The sequence below is a fragment of the Sphingobium sp. WR1 genome, from assembly GCF_059693745.1.
On the sequence record NZ_JCATID010000034.1, the window covers coordinates 1 to 18,439 of the forward strand.

The window sequence follows — 18,439 nt, forward strand, 5'->3', positions numbered from 1 at the left end:
CATGATCAACCCGGCTCTAGCCGGAGATCGCCATGGCTACGCCGGCGAACCTACACCACCCCGTGGGACACGAGCTGTGAATGAGTGTCTGGCTTCAGGGATGAGGATAATCTGGCGGAGTGACCAAGAATAGTCGATTTATGGCGAGCCGCTAAAAGCCTATCGCCTTGAATAAGGCGTTTTCCTCTTCATCACTGATGCGTCGGGTGCGCAGGTTATGTATCTCATTTATCAGCAATCCGCGCCTCGTTATTTTCCCAGTAAAATCAGCTTCGATCAATTCGCTCGAAATTCCGGGATGGTAGAGCGCGCTGTAGAATTGGTCGCTTAAACGTCTATTTCCAAACATGATGGTGATGCCTCTTCGACTGCACTCAGTGCTGACAAGCGCAAAGCCGTGCTCGAATGTGCCGATAAGGATGCCTTTCCACCGCACCGAAGTGCCCCACCAGCCCGGAAACCCGCGCGGGATTTGACACATTGACTTCGGCGCTTCGACAGGTGGTGCGCACGACATCAAGGAGAGGAGCAGTAAGGCTATTGAAGGACCGCGCATCTCACACCTATGCGTGATCAACAGGCCATCTGCAAATTCCGCCCCCCATGAAGTGACTGGTTTGAGGCGCCGGAAAAGCGACCACGAATGGCAAAGAATGGTCGATTTCAGATTGGCAGGTCTGTTCCCAAGAATTCCACCTCATCCCCAGACGCAACGATGCTCTCACCTTCGAGGGTGCGAAGGCCAAGGATAGGTTCACCATCAGCGTCCGCGATGTGACGCTCAGCCTGAACTACGATTACCGGAACCGTTGATCCGGTTTCGTCCCTCCAAAATGCATACTGCGGTATGGTAATCGGATAAGCTGCGGCTGACCACTCATCGGTCCGCTGACTGAAAATCGCCTCCCCTCGATCCACATCGCCAACGCGAGCGGATCGACCGGTGATAAACCCGTCTTGCGGTAGGTCTGGCCACGGGATACCCGGCTGCGACAGAGAATGTCGCTTAACGCGCTTGAACCACTTGCCGATCATGGACACAGTTTCGCAGCATAGCTGACCGTCTGCAACCGGGGAGCGGTCAGTCCTGCTTTTAAGGCAATTTCTGGTCGCTTCGCGCCCGGCAGCTTTTCGGCCCAAGAGCGGACAGGCAGCTATCGGGCAGGCCCCGCACCGATCGGCGGGATGAGCGGCGATCAGGGGTGGGTTGTTGACTGTCGTGTTTAGGAAAGCAGGCTAAGTTAGCCGACGTTTAGGCGACGGTTCTTCCTCCCCAAAGCGGAGACGAGAATGGAGATAGCGGGCGAGGTCTCTAAGATGCTCACCCCAATGGACCTGAAATAGGAACCGGAAATGCCAATGGGCGTCATCAGGGCCAAATCGATTAAATCGCCATAACACCTCTTTCAGATCATTAGTTATGTCCATGATATCGTCAATGGCATCACCGACAAGAGCTTCGCCCGGAACCTCGTTGGGATCGGCAGAACCATAGTAACCAAGGGTCGGGAAACGCAGGCCAATATCTGTATGTTCAACACGATCTCCGGCCGCTGGTCGCTCATCACTCTCATCAGGATCACCGTGAGGCGTGTCGTGATAGCTCAGGGCAAGCTCATCCAGACGCCGCGAAAGCATTTCGATGGATGGGCTTTCGCATGTCGTGACAAGGTCCACGAAGCGTTGGGCTGCGGTTATATTCGGTGGCAACATGCAATGAATGTAGCTTGGATCGAAAAGTTCTGCGACCGAGAATGTCCAGTGTCAGGCCATCGATGCAACGCATAGACCGGCAAAAACTGGTCGTTGGGGACCGGCGCTTGGCAATTCGGCTATCGTTGCATAGAGGATAGGCGTCCAGCGTTGGGGAATTGGTAGACCCGCCGGTCACAACCGCCCTGCCTCGGCAGATTGCAAGTTCGAACCTTGCCGCTGGACAACCTATCTCTGACCGGTTTCGGGATGCGAAAACGGTTGAGCGGATGGCAACAATGGTCGCGTGCGGACCGGCCGGTAGTTCGTGTGGCGCGGTATCCATTTCCGAAGCGGTGAGGGCGCGGGGCGCGCTTGACACCAAATTGAGGTCGGCCCTTCGCCCGACCCCGATTCGCTCAAGTGATTCGTTGCAACTAACTCGCAGCAACGACATTCGCCTATGATTGCGAAAGCCTCGCGCTTGCTGCGCCTAGGCCCTGCCCTCCCCTACCATCGCCGGTGATGTGCTGGTGTCAGGCTGCTGCCTTATGTGCAGCGCAGAAGCGCATGACGCTGGCCTTACTGATCCCGAAATGCTCCATTGTCTCAGGGATGCTCTTGCCGTTTTCAGTGCGCCATGCTGCCACCTCCGCGCCGTTTGCCTTGCGGGGACGCCCTAGCGCCTTCCCTGCTGCCTTGGCTCGCTGCAATCCGGCGTTCGTGCGCTCGACCAGCAAGTCGCGCTCGAACTCCGCAACAGCAACGATAACGCTCATTGTCATTTTGCCTGCTGCGCTTGTGAGATCGACACCCCCTAGGGCTAGGCAGTGGACCCGCACCCCCATGTCGGTCAGGCGCTCGACCGTCTGGCGCACGTCCATCGCATTGCGGCCCAGCCTGTCCAGCTTGGTAACGATCAGCACGTCGCCCGCTTCCAGCTTGTGCAGCAGCACAGCGAAGGCGCTGCGTTCTATCGCCGCCGTCGATCCGCTAACCGTCTCAGTGATGATCCGTTGCGGCTCGACCGTGAAGCCGGCCGCCGCAATCTCTAGCATCTGGTTGTCGGTGGTTTGGTCAGTGGTGGAAACGCGGCAGTAGGCGAAGGTGCGCGACATTGTTGGTCCCTAGTTGGCTGCTAACCGTGCCATAAACGGCATGAATTTTATGAGACGTATCAATAGTCAAATCAAGATATTTTTGACACCTCAAAAGCTCCGCGTGTCACCATCGTTCGTTTTTGAGACGGGCGGGAACGCCGGTGATGTGCTGGGTTCTGGATTGATCCACGATTTGCGATCCACGGTCCAAATGGCGGATTGTGGCAACTGAGCTTGCGCTGCTGATAGCTGGGTAAAATGCTACCAATTGGTCACATTTCACCTCTTGCATGATATTGCGGCCAGCAGGTGGTTCGTTCTGCCACTATGGGTGGGAAGCGGAATGGCAGCTTGGCGCAGTGAGATGCCCAGAAGCTGACATAGCGTCTGATGCAGAACCTAGGTTGCGGTGCAAAGCGTTGTGGTTCATGTTTCGTGAATGACCGGCGGTTCCACATTCCAAGACTTCTTCACGCAGACGATGGGCGAGTTCGGCACCGTCCCTAAGCGTGGACTGATCTACGTCTCAATGGCGGGCGCGCTATCTGCTATCACGGACCTAGTTCAATGGAGGGCTGGCGCGAAATTTTCCGAATGGAATTATGCCCTTCTAGCCGTTGCCATATTGCCTTGGCTCGCAGCGGCATATGCTACGACAATGACAATGGTTGAGAAGCCCTCATCCGTGGCTGGCTTCGTCAAGTTCACAGTCGTTACGATCCTTACGTTTGTGCCGATATTATCTAGCTTGGCCGTTCTGGTTTATGCATCTGGCGCTGGTGCTCACGACGGCCTGACTATTTCGACCGTTATCGCGTTGTTTCTTGCAGGCTTGCTATTAGTAGCTTTCCTGCCCGCTTGGCCGATAGCGCAGGCGATTTCGACGCGGTTGGTAAGCCCGATGCGGATCGTTAAGGCAACGAAGGGCTATCGTTGGTCGCTGATATTGGTGTTGTTCGCAGCTAGTAGCGTAAACAAACTCGTGCCTAGCATGTCGTCCGCTACGAACGTCGGTGAAGCGATTGCTCTAGCGTTGTGTGGTGCCGTCGTTGCCGCTGCAACGTTGGTCCTGACCGCTAGTATCGCCGTCACGGCATGGAAGTTTGCTGCGCGGCGGGACGCCAGCCTTGCCCCAACTATGAGCGTCAGCTTTTGAAAGTGTCGCAGCATATATTAGACGGCGAAAAATGGTCGTTTTGCGCCCGTCAGCTTTCCGCATCATATTATCGGTCATTGCGGGCGCGCGTTCAATTCAATCAGGGCAGAGCCAAAATCATCGGCGGGCTTGCGATCCTTGGCGGTGATGTCGCGGGTTGCCTTTGCCATGCCCAGACGTGCGAGGACATTGTTCAACGCCGCGACGTTGCGGCGATAGGGTTCCTGATCGATTTCCTTGCCTTCCAGCATGTCGAACGTCACTTTCTCGCATAGCGCCGCGAGGGTGGCGGCTTGCATCAGCATATGACGCTCGGCTGCGGTTGGCTGGTTTGCAAGTTGGTCGGTCAGGTCTTGGAGGGTCTGGCGGAATTGCTGGACAGGCAGGCGGCGCAGGTCGAGGCGGCGGCCGTCGATCGTGGGAAGGGGAACGGGGTTCATGCGGCTTTCCTTGATGCTTCGTATGCGTTTCGCTTGTTGAGACGGGCCTGTCGCTGCTGCGGGGTTTCGCTGGCGCGTTTGAGGCGTGCGGCTTCGGCGCGGGCAGAGTTGGATTGTGGGCGTAGGGTTTTGGGCTTCGTGGGGGCCGGGATGAAGTCGTAGTAGCTCGATTGGCTTGGCTTCTCGCCCACGGGTGGCAGGGACGCGACAAATTCGGTTGCCTTGGTGCGCGCGGTGTTGGGATCGATATCACCGATGGCGCAGACGGTGCGGAAGTCAGGGGAATTGTTGGTCAGCCAATCGCGGGCATCTTGGGTTATGCGGTCGTATGCGTCCTTTTTGCCACCGGTGCTGCTGGATACGCCGATGCCGCTGGCATCCTTGATCGCTTGGGCAAAGATGGCGCGATAGAGACGTTCCTCTGGGGAATGGGCTGGCTCGCGTTCGTATGCGGTCGGGGTGTCGCTCATCTGATTTCGGCTTTGCAACGGCAGTTGATTTCAAGGGGTGGCGTCATTCGTGGGCCTAGTGGCGTTTGAAATGGCTGGTCGAGGGCAACGCCGGCGGGGTTCATGGTTGGGACTAGGGCATGGTCGTGGCGGACGGCCTCGTCTTCCATGGTGCGCCAATAGCGGCGAGCATCTGGGTCGAGGCGTCCTTGGCGCTGGGCGATGCGCCAGCCGGCGAGCTTCCCCTGCTCTTGCGCTTCGTGGGCGGCTTGATTGGCGATGACGCGAAAACGGTAGTCGCGAAGGGCGGCAGCATGATTGCGCAGTAGATCGTCGGCGTCGGTCTGGGTCAGGCGAACATTCTGCATCGCTTTGGTCAGGGTGGCGCGCTGGGCTGCGCTCAGAATGCCGCCCGTGGAGCGCAGCAGACGATCGATGTTGATGGCGCGGAATGGTGCGGCCGGGATGCGGTTGCCGTTGATGTCGGTGGTGCGCGGCGCTATGCGCACGCGTGTGGCAAGATAGGTGGCGAGCGTCTGGCGCATGACGTCGAGGGCATTGGCCTGATTGATGGTGAGGCCGATGGAATCTTGCAGTTGGCGCGCACGATCGTGGAGGCTCGCGGTCGAGTAGATGGCGCGCTCAATGGCTGCGGAGATCGCGAGGGCGGTGTCGGCTGCGGCCTTGGCGAGCGTGTTGGCGTCCTGCTGGGCACGGATGATGATCGTGTCGGCTGGGTTCGTGGTGCTGCGGTAACGGGACGCGGCCAGCGCTGCTACCGCCGCGATCATGGTGCCCAGCAGTGCGAAGGCGTTCGTGAAGGCCTCGGCGAGGCTGGTGTCGTCGGTGTCGATCCCAAGGGCAGCGGCCAGCCGGCGGCGCGCGGTGTCGCCGTTGATGTCGAGCAAGATGGCCTCGATTGCGTCGAGGTCAACCGATGCCAGGGCAGATTGTGACGCGGATTGCAGCAGGCGCGTTACGTCTGCCGCGTGGGTCGGTGCCAGCGCTTCAATGGGATCGACGGCCATGTCAGAAAGTTACCTTGGCGCTGTGGCCGCTGGACACTTCCAGATAGGGCGCGAGGATGCGGCGCACGTTGCTGGGCAGTTCGTCGGGCTGGTATGGTTGATACATCGTCATGCTGTCGCCAAGCATCCGCTGCTGCACCGCCGGGCCGGTTGCGGTGCTGGTCTGGGTCAACAGGTGCATGGCAAGCTCGACCGTGGCCGTGATGATCGCCGGAACGATGTCGGCGGCGATTTGTGGCAGGCTGGTGCGATAGGGCACGCGGGGCCACGCGAGGGGCTGAGCGTCGGATGCGGGGCGGCCCTTCCACGGCAGGCGGTCCAGCATCGCCGTTGCGGTCATCAGGGCGCGTGTGCGGCGGTCGTCGTCCGCCGCGTTCCAGCGATCATTGAACAGGGACATGGATGCGATCGCGTTCGCTTGGTCGAGATCGGCGAATGTGTTCGTGCCGATTATGAGGCCGGGCGTGTCGGTCATGCCAGAAAGACTTTCGTGATGGTGTTGACGGCGTTGTCGCGGCGCTCGGTGCGGGTGGCCTTGAGATCGGAGCCATCGGGCAGCGTGAAGATATCGCCGACCGCGACGATCGCCGGATGGTCGACAAGCCAGACGGTCGCGCCCGGTGCGGTCAGGACGGTTGCGGATGCGCCCGGCACTTGGCTGCGGCGCACGTCGGGCGCGTAGGTGATGTGGCAGGCGTAGGTGATGACTTCGCCCTTGATCGGGGTGCCCGTGGCGGTGCGCTTGAAGGGCTTGACCCATGCGTCAATCGTATCGGTCAGCAGTGGCGCGAGATCGTTCATGGGTGGTTCCTTGGGAATGGGTGCCGGCCACGTCTCGGAGAAACGAGACTGCCGGCTGTCGGTGTTGTTTTGAATGCGCGGACACTTGCCGACTTGTCCGCACCGGCGTTGCCGCCGGCCTCATGCTGCCGGGCGTGAAAGGCGATAACCCGCCCGGCTCGCTAGATTAGTTGAGCGTGATGCCCATCAGGCGGGCAGCGGCGCGCGGATGCTCGATCACCAGCGTCGAATAATGTTCGACGCGGGTGCGCAGCGCCGGCTTGTCCTGCACTTCGCCAAGGTCGCGGACGCTGATCGGTGCGGTCTGCGCGCCGAAAACGCCATCAGCGCCGAAGCGAACGGCATAGATGCTCGCGGTGTTGCTGGCAGTGCCGACCGTCTCGTCGAAGCCCAGAATGTCGTTGCCGTCTGCGCCTTCCTCGACAATGGCGAAGGGCACGCCATAATACATGTCGATTTCGCGGCCCAAGTCATCCTTGGCGATCGTCAGGCCACCCGATGCGCGGGCGATCTGGCGAATGCGGCTGCGGGTCTTCTTGTTCATGAGCAAGATGCTCGGCGAACCCGAAACCGCGTCCACGAGATCATCGAGCATGTCGAGGGTCAGGGCTGCGCCGTTATCGCCGGCCTCGATCACCTGCTTGCCGGTCAGGCGCACATTGAGGCCGTCATATTCCTTGACGTTGGCGGCGCTGTTGCCGTCGAAGAAAGTCGCCAGATGCGCGAGGCTCATGGCCTTGACCTTCAGGCTGTCATGGATAGCGCGGCTGTCGTTCGTGCCCACGTCCCACGCGGCCAGCGCCGTGTCGAGGTCGAGGTCGCCACCCATGATCTTGAGCGGTTCCGAAAGCTGGTTGATGACGCCGGTGCTTTCGTCGTAGCTCTCATTGATGCCACGGAAGGCAACGCCGGGCAGCGCCTGCTCGATGTTGTAGGTGTAGGCGCTGCCGGCGATGTTCTTGAACGGCATATACTGCATCACGGGATTGGTCGAAGCGAAGATTTCGACGACGCCCGACTGCAACGGGTTCGGGTTGAGCTTGGCCCATTCGGTCTGGGTCAACATCTTTCAGGTATCCTCTTGAATTTGTTATTTACTTGCGGGTGTAGCCAGCGGCCAAGCGGGCATGAACCGGCAAGGTCGAGACATCGGGGGCCGGCGCGTTGACAACCGGGACAGGCGTTTTCGTGCTGGGCACGGTGGGCTTATCGAAAGCGCCGCTGGCCTGCGCGGTGTTGAACCATGCGATCTGGTCGGCGGGATCGATATTGGGGATCAGGCCCTTGAGGTGCGCAGGAACGCCAGCAAGGAGGGCGGCGGCGGCGACAGCGATCTGGTCGGTGACGTTCGGCTGCTGCTGGGCTTCCTGCTCGGTCTGGGCCTGCTCGGTGGTTTCGGTGGTCATGTCGGGATTCCTTAAATCTGATTGGAAAGCTGCTGGGCTTCATCCCGGCGTCGCATCAGTTCGGCGAAGGCGCTCTGGCGGTCGGGATAGCCATCGGGGTTCGCGGACATCAGGACATCGACGGGCGACCAGATGCCAAGCTCGGTCTTGATCTGGGCATTATCCAGCGCCTCGGCCTCGCTAAGCTGGTCCTGCTGCTCGGCGAAATCGACACCTATGGTTGCGTCACCGGGGATCGTGCCGGGCGCGTGTGTGTTGACGACGGCTTTCAGCGTCTCGAACAGGCGGGCCTCCATCGTGCGGGCCTGTGCAATCTGGTCCTGCCGCACTTCCTTGAGGTCTAGCCGGCCGGCGTGCTTGGCGCTGCCGCTCTCTGCAACCTTGCTCAGGTCGAACAGGTCGGAACCAACGCCATAGGTCGCGGCGGTTTCGCGCAACACAAATTCGATCGCCGACAGGATGGTCGAGATCGGGGCATTGGGGCTGGCGAAACCGAACTGGCCATTGGCAGGCAGGGCGACAACGCGGTCAGGGCCGAAGTTAAGAACCTCATTCGCGGGGATGCCCGATGCCCACGCCTGACCGTGCGCCTGCATTTCGACAGCGCGCCATAGGTTCGACAGGCCGACGTTGATGGCGTCCTGCGCCTCAAATAGATCAGCGCCGCCCGGCAGGAAGAATTCGTTATCGGGAAGACGGTCGAACCAAGGAACGAACGGGATAACGCCGTAAGGGTTCGTGCCGGAAGGGTTGCCCGGCATGGCGATCGTGCTGCCCCGGTGGTCGAGCATGGCGAAGCCGCTGGCGGTCCAATCGGCATATCGCGTATCTTCGCGACTTTCGCCGGGATAGGTGACGATCATGCGCGTGGGCTTGTTCGGGTCGGCAGCGATCACGTCGAGATTGTTGGGCGTGATGACGCGCAGGACCGGGCGGGCGGTGTCTTCGTCCCAATCGACCTGCAAGGCGACCGTCTTGCAGATTTCCAGATAGCGCGAGGCCTTCTTGAGAACCGCGTCGGCGTTCATCGCCTTATACAGTTCATCACCGGCAGTCTGGTCCATACCCGTGAAGTTGCGACGGGGTGCGATGCGATAAGTCGAAGCGCGCTTATCCGCGATAGCGCGAACAATGTTGACGGTGAAGATACGGAATTGTTCGGGATTGGCGAAGCGACGCGCGATCAGGTCCATGGTATCTTGGCAGCTATCATCCCAGTAGTAGCGAAGACGCTTACTCGTGACTTCCTTGCGCAGGGCATGGCGAGATACGATCTTGATTGCGTCTCTATTGGACGCGCCAAACCCAAACAAAGGCATTCCTCTCTTACGACTTGGCATCATTATAACAGAATTTTGTAGTGACCGTTAGGGAAAAATGCAACCTATCGGTTGCCTATCGCGGCAGACTGTGTGCGCCGGTGTTAGTCACCTTCTCCAGAATGAACGCCGGCAGTTCCAAGCGCTCGGAGCCGGGATGCTTGATGGCAAGATACCTCTCATGAAGCGTCTGCACCTCTCGCATCGATCGGCAAGCCACGGCGCACGGTGGGATGCTGCCGCCGCCGTTCAATGCGCACTGGATCACCGCCGGACCGCGACCGCCGCAATGGATGCCCTCGACTTCGTAAGCGTTCATGCTGACGGTGCGCATTGAGTAGACCGCCCAGACTAACGCATGAAGATAATCGTCATGACCGCCGCGAGGGTGGCTGAATTTCGGGATCGATGCTTGGCCGCCGCCGGTGTCCGATCGGCCATCCTCAATCACCTCGAAGACGCGCATTTCCTCGATCAGCGGTTTGAATTTCGGGTGAATGTGTAGGCGGCCCTCGGCTGCTGCCTGCCACAACAGCATGAATGCGCTGTATTTCGCCTGCCGCGTTGGGTGGATCGTCTCAGTGCCGGCGGCATAGGGTTGGGTTGCTGCCCAATCGGCAACGTCCTGTCCGCCATAGCTTTCGATCCCGACATGCTTCACGTCGTAGGCGCGGTGGTAGCTCTCAAAGCGCCGCTTGATCGCGCTCAGGCGGCTCAGAAAGACGTCGTCGGAGTCCAGGACGAAAATATGCTCATCGCCGTCAATCATGATCTTGGCGACGGCTGCGGTTGCCGTCTTGTCGCCGTGGGCACTGCCGCCGAATGCACGGTCAAGGCCGATGCCGACGACACTGGCCGCGCCGTTGGTGAGCGCCGCGAGGTCGAGCGGGTAGCTCTCGGCGATGCACTGGTCGAGAACGTCGCTCGGGAATAGCGCGCCGGCCGCGTCGCCCCATCTGTTCAAGTGCAGCAATGCGAACTTGCCAGGCAACATCGTCCGCCGGAGGCTGCGGAGCTTGGTGGCGCTGATCCACGGCGGCATCTTCGCGATGGACTCGTCAATGTCGGCATACTGGATATGCGCGAACATGATTGACGGGTCGGGGTCGGTCGGGTGGTTCGCAAGCTGGTATAACTCATAGAGCTTGCTGGAGCGCGGCGAAACCGTGCTATCGATGAACAGCATCGATCCCGCGCTATCCAGCAGCGAGCCGATAAGGGCCTCGTAAACCGGATCGCCGCCATCCTTGGCCGCGTGGATTTCGCTGATCTGGGCGGCGGTCAATTTGACGCCCCACAACCCCGCCGGGTTGGAGCTATAGCCCTTGATGAGCGAGCCGGTGGTCGGGAAGCTGATCTGGTCAGCGCCGATGACAATATGGCCAGCAGTCACCAGTTGGCGCAGGACGGGCGTATGCTCGAACGCGCCTTTAATCAGCTTGAGCGCAGTGGATGCGACCTGCTTCTCAGAATTTGCCACGACGGCGATATTTTCGTTAATCCGCGTGATGAATCGCCAGACGATCAGCATCGCCGTCAGTGCGGTTTTGCCATGGCGTCGCGGGTAGCTGAAGCAGGCAACAGCGATGTCGGGATTGTCGAGGGCATCGCGGACGTGCTGGCGGATGGTATCGTCCAACATGAACGGGACGTGCTGGCCGCCATCGCCGGGCACGCGCGGCTGGGCTTCCTCGACAAACTTGAAGAACCCCGCCGATCCGTTGCGCCAGCCGGCGATCATCTGGGCAAGGCTGGTTACGTTGGCTTTGTTGGTGCGGTTGGTCTGGGCTGGGCTTGCAGCAGGCATAATTAGGGCATCGTCCGGTGAGGTGGATAACGATTTGCCCGGATGGAATTATATATCGATCACTACATAAATGCAAGGAGCGATGCTCAGGCCGGCGGCAAGTCGGGCTTGAGGGTGATGATATGGCCCGTGGGGATCGATGATGGGCGAGAGTCCAAGGTCGTTTCTGACGGGGACGGCGAGGACGGGACCATAGAGCGGGGCTGGCCGCGTAGCGGCCGGTTATCGCCGGTGACGGGCCGGAATTGCATCGAAGCTAGAATAGCAGAATGCCTTGGCTTCGCTGAACGCCGGGATGGTGGTGTCCCTGAATTTGTCAGGTCATTCATACTCAGAAGATACAAGCGGCCGACGCCTGCGGAGGTCGCCGCACTGGCGACGCGCAGCGGCGACAGTGCCATGGTCAGGCAGGCTCATTGTTCTCTGGGCTCTGCCTCTCAGTCGATCGCCGTCGCTGCGCTCTGGCGATCAGGCATCGCTCATCGGCTGCGCCTCTTCGCTCGCTGCATATCTCCGGGATGGGTGGGTCAACTGTCTCCGGCGTTAAAGCCTAGCGACGCGCAGCGGAGCGAAGGCTTATGATCGGGCCTGCCCGATCATAAGCTAGGCAGGCAAGCCTATTGAGGTCTGATGTCATGGGTCGGGCGCGTAGCGACCGACCGGCAGGGCGCTCGCTTCGCTCGTCCCTGCTTCGCCTGCGGCGATAAAGTTTTGGGGAAACCGCTAAAACGTGGTCATGATTATATCTAAATTCTGGGACACATTTTTGGGCGGGGGTTTTGCAGTCAAGAAATGGCGGTTTTCCGACATTTTCTGGAAAGAAAAGGTGGGGCAAAACCCCCGCCCAAGCGTGAAAGAGTGCGATTTTCTTGGGCGGGGGTTATGTCCCTGTTTTGGTGTGGGCGGGGGTCAGCAGTCATCCGGCCAGATGCCGGCGGCGATCAGTTTGCCGATGCGCTTGCGGGTGTCGGTGACACGTCGGCGAAGGGACTCTAGCGAAAGGCTTGACTGATTGAGCGCGATCAGCCGCGTTGCAATCGCCGCGCTCGTCATCTTCTCGCCCGCACTGGTCAAGGCATCCATGGCTGCCCAGACATTGGCCGTCATGTCGATCGCGGCAAAGTCGAGATTGCGGAGCCATAGCGGCGAGGTCGGTGTCGCTGCGTCGGTCAACAGGTTCGCGCGGGCGATGCGGCGGCGCTCTCGGTCGATCGCGACCGCACTGGCAACGCCGGACACGATGGCGACGGCGTTGGCGCGCGCCTGCGGATCGATGTAGAGATTATCGGCCAGCCTCATTGCTCGCGCCGCTGACGGCGCGCGCTTCAATTCATTCCTCTTCTGGCGGGCGACGGTGCGCCGGCCTTTCTTGTCGGCCGCGCGATTGGCTTTGCGCACCTCAAGCCGATTGTCGGACAGGTTCAGGCTCTCGACAGCCTGCGCGAAGGCCTTGAACGCCGGATGGGCGCGGCGATCTGCATTCGCCCGCTTGATCGCGGCATTGTGCTGGGCGAAGTCGCCAAGGGCCAGATATCGGGCTTGGGTGGCGCGCAGGTCAACGCCGGTCTGCGTCGTCTCGGCGTCAACCTTGGCCTTGAGGCGCTGGACAGTCGGGCTATGGGCGAGGCGCTGGCGCACGATCAAGCCGCATAGATCGTGCGAGGGACAGCCGCCGCAACCGTAGGGCTGCTGATCGGCCTGGTGCTGGCTGGCGTCGCGCGGCTTGCTGATGAGCTGGTCGTCATGCGCGCCGGCCACTCGCTCGACAGGATCGCCGAAGCAATCGGAGCGCGCATAGTAGCGGTGAAAGGTCAGACGGCCGGTGGTGGCGTCAACCTCGACATGGGCTGGGGAGATCGCATTCTTGCGGTTGCGCGACCAGCGCCTGCCCGTCTCTGGATTGACCGGGCCGGCGATCAGGGGCTTGATATTTTGGGCAGAAGCGCTTAGAATCGGGGCAGTCATTGAGGTTTGCCTATTTGGTTAGATTTCATTGGTTTGGTTACTCCGTAGCTTGGCCTTGCAGGGCCGGTTGCAAAAAGAAATTCAAGAGGTCGCTGGCGGGGCAAGCTGGCGGCCTCTTTTCGTTTCAGCGGGTAAGATATCCGATTTATCGTCAAATTTCAATCGCCTGACATCGCCGCGACCTTGCGGCGAGACTCCAGGTCGCTAGTCGGCGCTATGCACAAGCCTCAGCATCGGCTGATTTGGCTCATCAAACGACAAAGCGGCCGATTCAATCTCCGCATAGATCGCATCGGCAATTCGGTCATGGCCGGCGGACAGCAAAATGAGTGCCGCCGCCTCAAGGTGCGGCATGTCGGAACGATTGATTTGCAATGGGCTTCTCCGCGCCGGGATGGCGCGGCAGGACACATATGGCGAACCGTTTGTGTCTCGCAACATCGCGCCAGACGTGTGCCGCCTGACACAATGCGAGAATGTGACCGCTGATCTACTCGGCGATCAGGCGCGTTCGTTCGGCGGCGAAATGGCCGGGCGAGCGTCATCAGAATCGCCAACTTACCGCCAAATGACTGTGTATTTGGCTGTGACGTTCGACTGTGAAGTTTGACCTTTTGGATCCCCCTTAAGCCCTTGTAAAATGGGCATAATTAGGGTGTGGTCGGGGAGACAGGATTCGAACCTGCGACATCCTGCTCCCAAAGCAGGCGCGCTACCAGACTGCGCTACTCCCCGAATGCGGCGGCCTTAGCGGGGAAAAGCGCGCGTCGTCAATCGGCGATCAATGGAAGAAGAGCCACAAAAGCAGAATAATCGGGATCGGAACGCCCAGCAGCCATAGCAATATGCCCTTGCCCATATTTTCTCTCCTGTTCGGCGGAAGAGAAAACCCTGGAGGGGCGGGGGATGTTCCCGGCTGTCCCACGCGGAGGACAAGCAAACGAAAAGGGCGAGCCCTTTCAGGCCCGCCCTTCGAATCTCGCTAAGGCGAAGATTACTTCGCGTTCGCGGCGTTCTCAGCAACGTTCGCGGCGTTCGCGGCGTTGTCGGCAGCGTTCGCGGCGTTGTCCGCAGCGTTGACGGCGTTTTCGACGACGTTCTCGACGACGGCGTTCGAAGCGTTCGCGGTCTCGTTGGCCGGCTTCTCACCGCAAGCGGCGAGGGCCATCAGGCTGGCCGAAGCGAAAACAACAGCGATCTTCTTCATTGTGTACGGCTCCCATAGCATTATGCCGCGTCTGGCACGTTACGATGTGACCCTACGCGAGCGACCCGCATTAACGTGTGCGCTGCACAAATCAATGCTTTTCTGCGTCGGTGAAGCGGCAGAATCACGCGACGGGCGGTTGTCTACTATAAAAGTTCAGTTAGTGCTCATTGTTTCTGAAGCATTGGCGACGATGTTTAGCGTCACCGCCCAGGCGGCGACATTCTGCCGTAATTGCGCGGGATCGACCTTGTCGAGCGTATCGTCGGGCGTGTGGTGCAGGTCGAAATAGCGGGTGCCGTCCTGTTGCAAATCAATGACAGGGACGCCGGCCTTAACGAGCGGCGCGATGTCGGCGCCGCCGCCCGCTTCCTGTGCGCCGGCCCCCACGCCGAGCGGCGCGAGCGCCTCCGCAATGCGCTTCGACAGTGCCTCATGACCCTTGGGCAATTTGAAATCCACGCGCCAGATCCGGTCGGCGCCGAAATCCGATTCGATCGCCAGCGCGTGCTTTTCCGACCCGTGAGCCTTGTAATAGGCGCGCGCGCCGTCGCCGCCGACTTCCTCAGCGCCCGCCATCAGCACGCGAATGGTGCGGCGGGGCTGGCCGGCCTTGGCGACCTGAAGCGCGGAGGCGGCCGCGATGGCGCAGCCGGTCGCATCGTCGATCGCGCCGGTGCCCTGGTCCCAGCTATCAAGGTGACAGGCGGCGACGACCACGCCCGCCGTCGGGTCGCTGCCGGGGATTTCGGCGATGACATTGCCCGAAGGCTGGTCCTTCAGCATTTTCGAGGTGAGGGTGAGGTGCAGTTTCACCGGCTGGCCGCGCTTGACGATGCGGGCGAGCTGCTCGGCGTCCGGCACCGAAAGCGCCGCCGCCGGGATCGGCGTTACGCCGTCCGCCCACATCTGCACGCCGGTATGGGGCACGCGATGATGGTCGGTGCCGATCGAGCGGATGAGGATCGCGATCGCGCCCTTCCTCGACGCGATGCTGGGGCCTTGCCGCCGCGCCGCGCCGAAATAGCCATAAGAGGAGCCGTCCTGCGTCGCCTTCATGCCATGGTCGACAAAGGCGATCTTGCCTTTCAGACTGGCTTCGGGTGCGGCCTCCAGATCGGCGATGCTCGGGAAATAGACGATTTCGCCCTCTATCCCCTTGTCGCCGGTCGATCCGCTGTTGCCCAGCGCCGCCAGCACCAGATTCTGCGGGAAGGGCGAGAGAATGCGCGCTTCCTCCTTCCCGCGCACCCAGACCGGCATGGTGTAGGGTTCGGCGCGGACGTTGGAAAAACCGAGTGCCTTGAGCTTCGCCACCGCCCAGTCGCGGGCGCGCGCTTCCTGCGGCGTGCCGGCGGGGCGCGGGCCGACCTCCGTCGTCAGCCCTTCGGTGAAGTCCCAGGCGACATCGTCCTTGAGCGCCGCGTCCCGAATCGCGCCGCTGTCGGCGGGCGCCGCGTGGGAGAGGGCGGGGGTGAGGATGCTGCCAAGGAGCAGGGCGGCGAGCTGGCCCGATCGGATTTTCTGCATGGATGGAGGCTTACCCAGCCATCCCCCATTTGCCAATGGCTTCCGCCTCCGCTAACTCCGGCCCGATTTCTCAACGACTGACTTTTCGGAGCTGCGCGAACCCATGTCCGCCTCATCGCAATATGCCTATGTCATGAAGAGCATGACCAAGAGCTTCCCCGGCGCGGCGAAGCCGGTGCTCAACCAGATCAACCTGCAATTCTACCGCGGCGCCAAGATCGGCATCGTCGGCCCCAACGGCGCGGGCAAATCGACCCTGATGAAGATCATGGCGGGCATCGACACCGATTATAGCGGCGAAGCCTGGCCGGGCGAAAATATCACGGTCGGCTATCTGCCGCAGGAGCCGCAGCTCGACCCCAGCAAGACGGTGCTGGAAAACGTCAAGGACGGCGCGCGCGAGATTGCGGACAAGATGGACCGTTTCAACGAGATCAGCATGATCATGGCCGATCCGCCGGAAGACGTCGATTTCGACGCGCTGATGGAGGAAATGGGCACGTTGCAGGAGCAGATCGACGCGGTCGACGGCTGGACGCTCGACAACCAGCTCGAAATCGCGATGGAAGCGCTGCGCTGCCCGCCGTCGGACTGGTCGGTCGAAAATCTGTCGGGCGGTGAAAAGCGCCGCATTGCGCTGACCCGCCTGCTGATTCAGAAGCCGGACATCCTGCTGCTCGACGAACCGACCAACCATCTCGACGCCGAAAGCGTCACCTGGCTGGAAAACCACCTGAAGGAATATGCCGGCGCGGTGCTGATGATCACCCACGACCGCTACTTCCTCGACAATGTGGTGGGCTGGATTCTGGAACTCGATCGCGGCAAATATTTCCCCTATGAGGGCAACTACTCCACCTATCTGGAGAAGAAGGCCAAGCGTCTGGAGCAGGAAGACCGCGAAGCCACCGGCCGTCAGAAGGCGATCAACGACGAGCTGGAATGGATCCGGCAAGGCCCCAAGGGCCGCCAGACCAAATCGAAGGCGCGTATCGCCAAGTTCGAACAGCTGGTCGCCAGCCAGGAAAATCGTGCGCCCGGCAAGGCGCAGATCGTCATCCAGGTGCCCGAGCGTCTGGGCGGCAAGGTGATCGAGGCCAAGGGCATTTCCAAGGCCTATGGCGACAAGCTGCTGTTCGAGGACCTGTCCTTCATGCTGCCGCCCGGGGGTATCGTCGGCGTGATCGGGCCGAACGGCGCGGGCAAGTCGACGCTGTTCAAGCTCATCACCGGCCAGGAGCAGCCCGATTCGGGCGAGATCGACATCGGTTCGACCGTGCGCCTCGGCTATGTCGACCAGAGCCGCGATCATCTCGACGCATCGAAGAATGTCTGGGAGGAAGTTTCGGACGGCCTGGATTATGTGAAGGTCAACGGCCATGACATGTCGACGCGCGCCTATGTCGGCGCCTTCAACTTCAAGGGCCAGGACCAGCAGAAGAATGTCGGCAAGCTGTCGGGCGGTGAGCGCAACCGCGTCCATATCGCCAAGATGCTGAAGCGCGGCGGCAATGTGCTGCTGCTCGACGAACCGACCAACGACCTCGACGTCGAAACGCTGGCGGCGCTGGAAGAGGCGATCGAGAATTTCGCGGGCTGCGCCGTGGTCATCAGCCACGACCGCTTCTTCCTCGACCGTCTCGCCACCCATATTCTGGCGTTCGAAGGCGACAGCCATGTCGAATGGTTCGAAGGCAATTTCGAGGCCTATGAAGAAGATAAGCGCCGCCGTCTGGGCGACGCGGCCGACCGTCCGACGCGCCTGGCTTATAAGAAGCTCACCCGTTGATCGAACGCGGCCCGTCGCAGGCGCGGTAACAGGGTTGCAATCTTTGCAACCACGCGCTGCGATTTCGCACTTGCGATGGTGGCGCTAACATTACATAGGGAGCGAGCCTTTCAGGCATCCTCTCCTAAAAACTTTCCAGGCCGGTCCTTTTGGATCGGCTTTTTTTTTGGCCACGGAATCATCGGAAACATGATCTACCCGTCACCGGCTGGCGCGATATCCGATGAGCAGACCGAAGCAGAAGGTGGCAAGCAGGGCGAGCTGAACCTTGCCATGCGGGTCTTCATAGCCCACGATCTGCTGTCCCCAGGCGAACAGCGCGACGAACATTGCCAATGCCAGCCCGGACATACCGCCCCCCGCGCTCCCCAACCCCGTCGGTCACAATAGCGCAATGGTCGCTAAGAAAGTCATAATGGCTTGCCTCCCCGGCCCGTCGCGCCTAGGGGGTGCCGCAACGCCATTTCCCGCGCATCGGGCGCGGCATCCGTCGATTCCAAGGAGTCCGCACCTCATGAAAGCCCGCATCTTCGTCACCCTCAAGGGCGGTGTCCTCGATCCGCAGGGTCGGGCGATCCATCACGCGCTCGACGGCCTGGGCTTTGGCGGCATCAACGACGTGCGCGCCGGCAAGCTGATCGAACTGGACCTGGCCGACGGCACCAGCGACGAGGATATCGACGCCATGTGCCGCAAGCTGCTGGCCAATACGGTGATCGAAAACTACCGCATCGAAAAGGTCGCCTGAGC

At 60.7% G+C, this 18,439-nt stretch carries 20 protein-coding genes and 1 tRNA gene; 3 read left to right on the forward strand and 18 right to left on the reverse strand.

Annotated features, from left to right (window positions below):
* Positions 1 to 151: 151 nt before the first annotated feature.
* From AC58EF_RS25160 to AC58EF_RS25170, 3 genes are all read right to left on the reverse strand, one after another.
* Positions 152 to 556 (reverse strand): hypothetical protein, encoded by a 405-nt coding sequence (locus AC58EF_RS25160; RefSeq protein ID WP_497279213.1) that lies wholly within the window; start codon positions 554 to 556, stop codon positions 152 to 154.
* A gap of 680 nt (positions 557 to 1,236) precedes the next feature.
* On the reverse strand, positions 1,237 to 1,677 hold the full coding sequence (locus tag AC58EF_RS25165; protein WP_497279214.1) for a DUF5063 domain-containing protein: 441 nt from the start codon (positions 1,675 to 1,677) through the stop codon (positions 1,237 to 1,239).
* A gap of 551 nt (positions 1,678 to 2,228) precedes the next feature.
* Complete coding sequence (locus tag AC58EF_RS25170) at positions 2,229 to 2,810, reverse strand: recombinase family protein (RefSeq protein ID WP_497279215.1); 582 nt, start codon at positions 2,808 to 2,810, stop codon at positions 2,229 to 2,231.
* Between the two features lie 421 nt (positions 2,811 to 3,231).
* Here AC58EF_RS25170 and AC58EF_RS25175 point away from each other — a divergent pair, with 421 nt between their 5' ends.
* Entirely contained in the window at positions 3,232 to 3,948 is a 717-nt protein-coding gene (locus tag AC58EF_RS25175) for a hypothetical protein (RefSeq protein ID WP_497279216.1), read from the forward strand.
* Positions 3,949 to 4,022: 74 nt separating this feature from the next.
* Here the strand turns inward: AC58EF_RS25175 and AC58EF_RS25180 are convergent, their stop codons facing one another.
* The 14 genes from AC58EF_RS25180 to AC58EF_RS25245 form a co-directional block, all read right to left on the reverse strand.
* On the reverse strand, positions 4,023 to 4,388 hold the full coding sequence (locus tag AC58EF_RS25180) for a hypothetical protein (RefSeq protein ID WP_497279217.1): 366 nt from the start codon (positions 4,386 to 4,388) through the stop codon (positions 4,023 to 4,025).
* The gene (locus tag AC58EF_RS25185; RefSeq protein ID WP_497279218.1) at positions 4,385 to 4,858 is read right to left on the reverse strand and encodes a hypothetical protein; all 474 of its coding nucleotides are present in this window, start codon (positions 4,856 to 4,858) and stop codon (positions 4,385 to 4,387) included. The genes AC58EF_RS25180 and AC58EF_RS25185 overlap by 4 nt, the downstream gene beginning before the upstream one ends.
* Complete coding sequence (locus AC58EF_RS25190) at positions 4,855 to 5,865, reverse strand: putative phage head morphogenesis protein (RefSeq protein ID WP_497279219.1); 1,011 nt, start codon at positions 5,863 to 5,865, stop codon at positions 4,855 to 4,857. The genes AC58EF_RS25185 and AC58EF_RS25190 overlap by 4 nt, the downstream gene beginning before the upstream one ends.
* 1 nt (position 5,866) lies before the next feature.
* The gene (locus tag AC58EF_RS25195) at positions 5,867 to 6,340 is read right to left on the reverse strand and encodes a DnaT-like ssDNA-binding protein (RefSeq protein ID WP_497279220.1); all 474 of its coding nucleotides are present in this window, start codon (positions 6,338 to 6,340) and stop codon (positions 5,867 to 5,869) included.
* A complete protein-coding gene (locus tag AC58EF_RS25200) occupies positions 6,337 to 6,666 on the reverse strand; it encodes a hypothetical protein (protein ID WP_497279222.1) in 330 nt (109 codons plus the stop codon). Before AC58EF_RS25200 ends, AC58EF_RS25195 begins: the two co-directional genes overlap by 4 nt.
* Positions 6,667 to 6,832: 166 nt before the next feature.
* A complete protein-coding gene (locus tag AC58EF_RS25205; protein ID WP_497279223.1) occupies positions 6,833 to 7,732 on the reverse strand; it encodes a major capsid protein in 900 nt (299 codons plus the stop codon).
* A gap of 28 nt (positions 7,733 to 7,760) precedes the next feature.
* Positions 7,761 to 8,072 (reverse strand): hypothetical protein, encoded by a 312-nt coding sequence (locus AC58EF_RS25210; protein WP_497279224.1) that lies wholly within the window; start codon positions 8,070 to 8,072, stop codon positions 7,761 to 7,763.
* Between the two features lie 11 nt (positions 8,073 to 8,083).
* Positions 8,084 to 9,265, reverse strand: a complete 1,182-nt coding sequence (locus AC58EF_RS25215) for a hypothetical protein (protein ID WP_497279226.1) — start codon at positions 9,263 to 9,265, stop codon at positions 8,084 to 8,086.
* Positions 9,266 to 9,467: 202 nt separating this feature from the next.
* A complete protein-coding gene (locus AC58EF_RS25220; RefSeq protein ID WP_497279227.1) occupies positions 9,468 to 11,198 on the reverse strand; it encodes a terminase large subunit domain-containing protein in 1,731 nt (576 codons plus the stop codon).
* Between the two features lie 909 nt (positions 11,199 to 12,107).
* Positions 12,108 to 13,163, reverse strand: coding sequence for a hypothetical protein (locus AC58EF_RS25225; protein WP_497279229.1), 1,056 nt, complete (start codon positions 13,161 to 13,163; stop codon positions 12,108 to 12,110).
* Between the two features lie 204 nt (positions 13,164 to 13,367).
* On the reverse strand, positions 13,368 to 13,538 hold the full coding sequence (locus tag AC58EF_RS25230; protein WP_497279230.1) for a hypothetical protein: 171 nt from the start codon (positions 13,536 to 13,538) through the stop codon (positions 13,368 to 13,370).
* Positions 13,539 to 13,821: 283 nt separating this feature from the next.
* Positions 13,822 to 13,898 (reverse strand) — tRNA-Pro (locus tag AC58EF_RS25235).
* Positions 13,899 to 14,157: 259 nt separating this feature from the next.
* Positions 14,158 to 14,370, reverse strand: a complete 213-nt coding sequence (locus AC58EF_RS25240) for a hypothetical protein (protein ID WP_325420833.1) — start codon at positions 14,368 to 14,370, stop codon at positions 14,158 to 14,160.
* A gap of 156 nt (positions 14,371 to 14,526) precedes the next feature.
* Positions 14,527 to 15,900: a M20/M25/M40 family metallo-hydrolase gene (locus AC58EF_RS25245; protein ID WP_497279232.1), complete on the reverse strand. Its 1,374-nt coding sequence runs from the start codon at positions 15,898 to 15,900 to the stop codon at positions 14,527 to 14,529.
* A gap of 103 nt (positions 15,901 to 16,003) precedes the next feature.
* Here AC58EF_RS25245 and ettA point away from each other — a divergent pair, with 103 nt between their 5' ends.
* Positions 16,004 to 17,689 carry an energy-dependent translational throttle protein EttA gene (ettA, locus tag AC58EF_RS25250; protein WP_497279234.1) on the forward strand — a complete coding sequence of 562 codons (1,686 nt, stop codon included), beginning with the start codon at positions 16,004 to 16,006 and terminating at the stop codon, positions 17,687 to 17,689.
* Positions 17,690 to 17,890: 201 nt separating this feature from the next.
* Here the strand turns inward: ettA and AC58EF_RS25255 are convergent, their stop codons facing one another.
* Positions 17,891 to 18,040, reverse strand: a complete 150-nt coding sequence (locus AC58EF_RS25255; RefSeq protein ID WP_497279235.1) for a hypothetical protein — start codon at positions 18,038 to 18,040, stop codon at positions 17,891 to 17,893.
* Between the two features lie 163 nt (positions 18,041 to 18,203).
* On the opposite strand from AC58EF_RS25255, the gene purS reads away from it, so the two are divergent.
* A complete protein-coding gene (purS, locus tag AC58EF_RS25260) occupies positions 18,204 to 18,437 on the forward strand; it encodes a phosphoribosylformylglycinamidine synthase subunit PurS (protein WP_497279236.1) in 234 nt (77 codons plus the stop codon).
* The last annotated feature ends 2 nt before the right edge of the window (positions 18,438 to 18,439 follow it).

Excerpts from the sequence above, each read along its gene's own strand:
- AC58EF_RS25245 (WP_497279232.1), bottom strand. The coding sequence starts at position 15,900 with ATGCAGAAAATCCGATCGGGCCAGCTCGCCGCCCTGCTCCTTGGCAGC.
- AC58EF_RS25240 (WP_325420833.1), bottom strand. The coding sequence starts at position 14,370 with ATGAAGAAGATCGCTGTTGTTTTCGCTTCGGCCAGCCTGATGGCCCTC.
- AC58EF_RS25175 (WP_497279216.1), top strand. The coding sequence starts at position 3,232 with ATGACCGGCGGTTCCACATTCCAAGACTTCTTCACGCAGACGATGGGC.
- AC58EF_RS25180 (WP_497279217.1), bottom strand. The coding sequence starts at position 4,388 with ATGAACCCCGTTCCCCTTCCCACGATCGACGGCCGCCGCCTCGACCTG.
- AC58EF_RS25195 (WP_497279220.1), bottom strand. The coding sequence starts at position 6,340 with ATGACCGACACGCCCGGCCTCATAATCGGCACGAACACATTCGCCGAT.
- purS (WP_497279236.1), top strand. The coding sequence starts at position 18,204 with ATGAAAGCCCGCATCTTCGTCACCCTCAAGGGCGGTGTCCTCGATCCG.
- AC58EF_RS25170 (WP_497279215.1), bottom strand. The coding sequence starts at position 2,810 with ATGTCGCGCACCTTCGCCTACTGCCGCGTTTCCACCACTGACCAAACC.
- AC58EF_RS25225 (WP_497279229.1), bottom strand. The coding sequence starts at position 13,163 with ATGACTGCCCCGATTCTAAGCGCTTCTGCCCAAAATATCAAGCCCCTG.
- AC58EF_RS25190 (WP_497279219.1), bottom strand. The coding sequence starts at position 5,865 with ATGGCCGTCGATCCCATTGAAGCGCTGGCACCGACCCACGCGGCAGAC.
- AC58EF_RS25205 (WP_497279223.1), bottom strand. The coding sequence starts at position 7,732 with ATGTTGACCCAGACCGAATGGGCCAAGCTCAACCCGAACCCGTTGCAG.
- AC58EF_RS25215 (WP_497279226.1), bottom strand. The coding sequence starts at position 9,265 with ATGGACCTGATCGCGCGTCGCTTCGCCAATCCCGAACAATTCCGTATC.
- AC58EF_RS25185 (WP_497279218.1), bottom strand. The coding sequence starts at position 4,858 with ATGAGCGACACCCCGACCGCATACGAACGCGAGCCAGCCCATTCCCCA.
- ettA (WP_497279234.1), top strand. The coding sequence starts at position 16,004 with ATGTCCGCCTCATCGCAATATGCCTATGTCATGAAGAGCATGACCAAG.
- AC58EF_RS25220 (WP_497279227.1), bottom strand. The coding sequence starts at position 11,198 with ATGCCTGCTGCAAGCCCAGCCCAGACCAACCGCACCAACAAAGCCAAC.
- AC58EF_RS25160 (WP_497279213.1), bottom strand. The coding sequence starts at position 556 with ATGCGCGGTCCTTCAATAGCCTTACTGCTCCTCTCCTTGATGTCGTGC.
- AC58EF_RS25210 (WP_497279224.1), bottom strand. The coding sequence starts at position 8,072 with ATGACCACCGAAACCACCGAGCAGGCCCAGACCGAGCAGGAAGCCCAG.
- AC58EF_RS25200 (WP_497279222.1), bottom strand. The coding sequence starts at position 6,666 with ATGAACGATCTCGCGCCACTGCTGACCGATACGATTGACGCATGGGTC.
- AC58EF_RS25255 (WP_497279235.1), bottom strand. The coding sequence starts at position 18,040 with ATGTCCGGGCTGGCATTGGCAATGTTCGTCGCGCTGTTCGCCTGGGGA.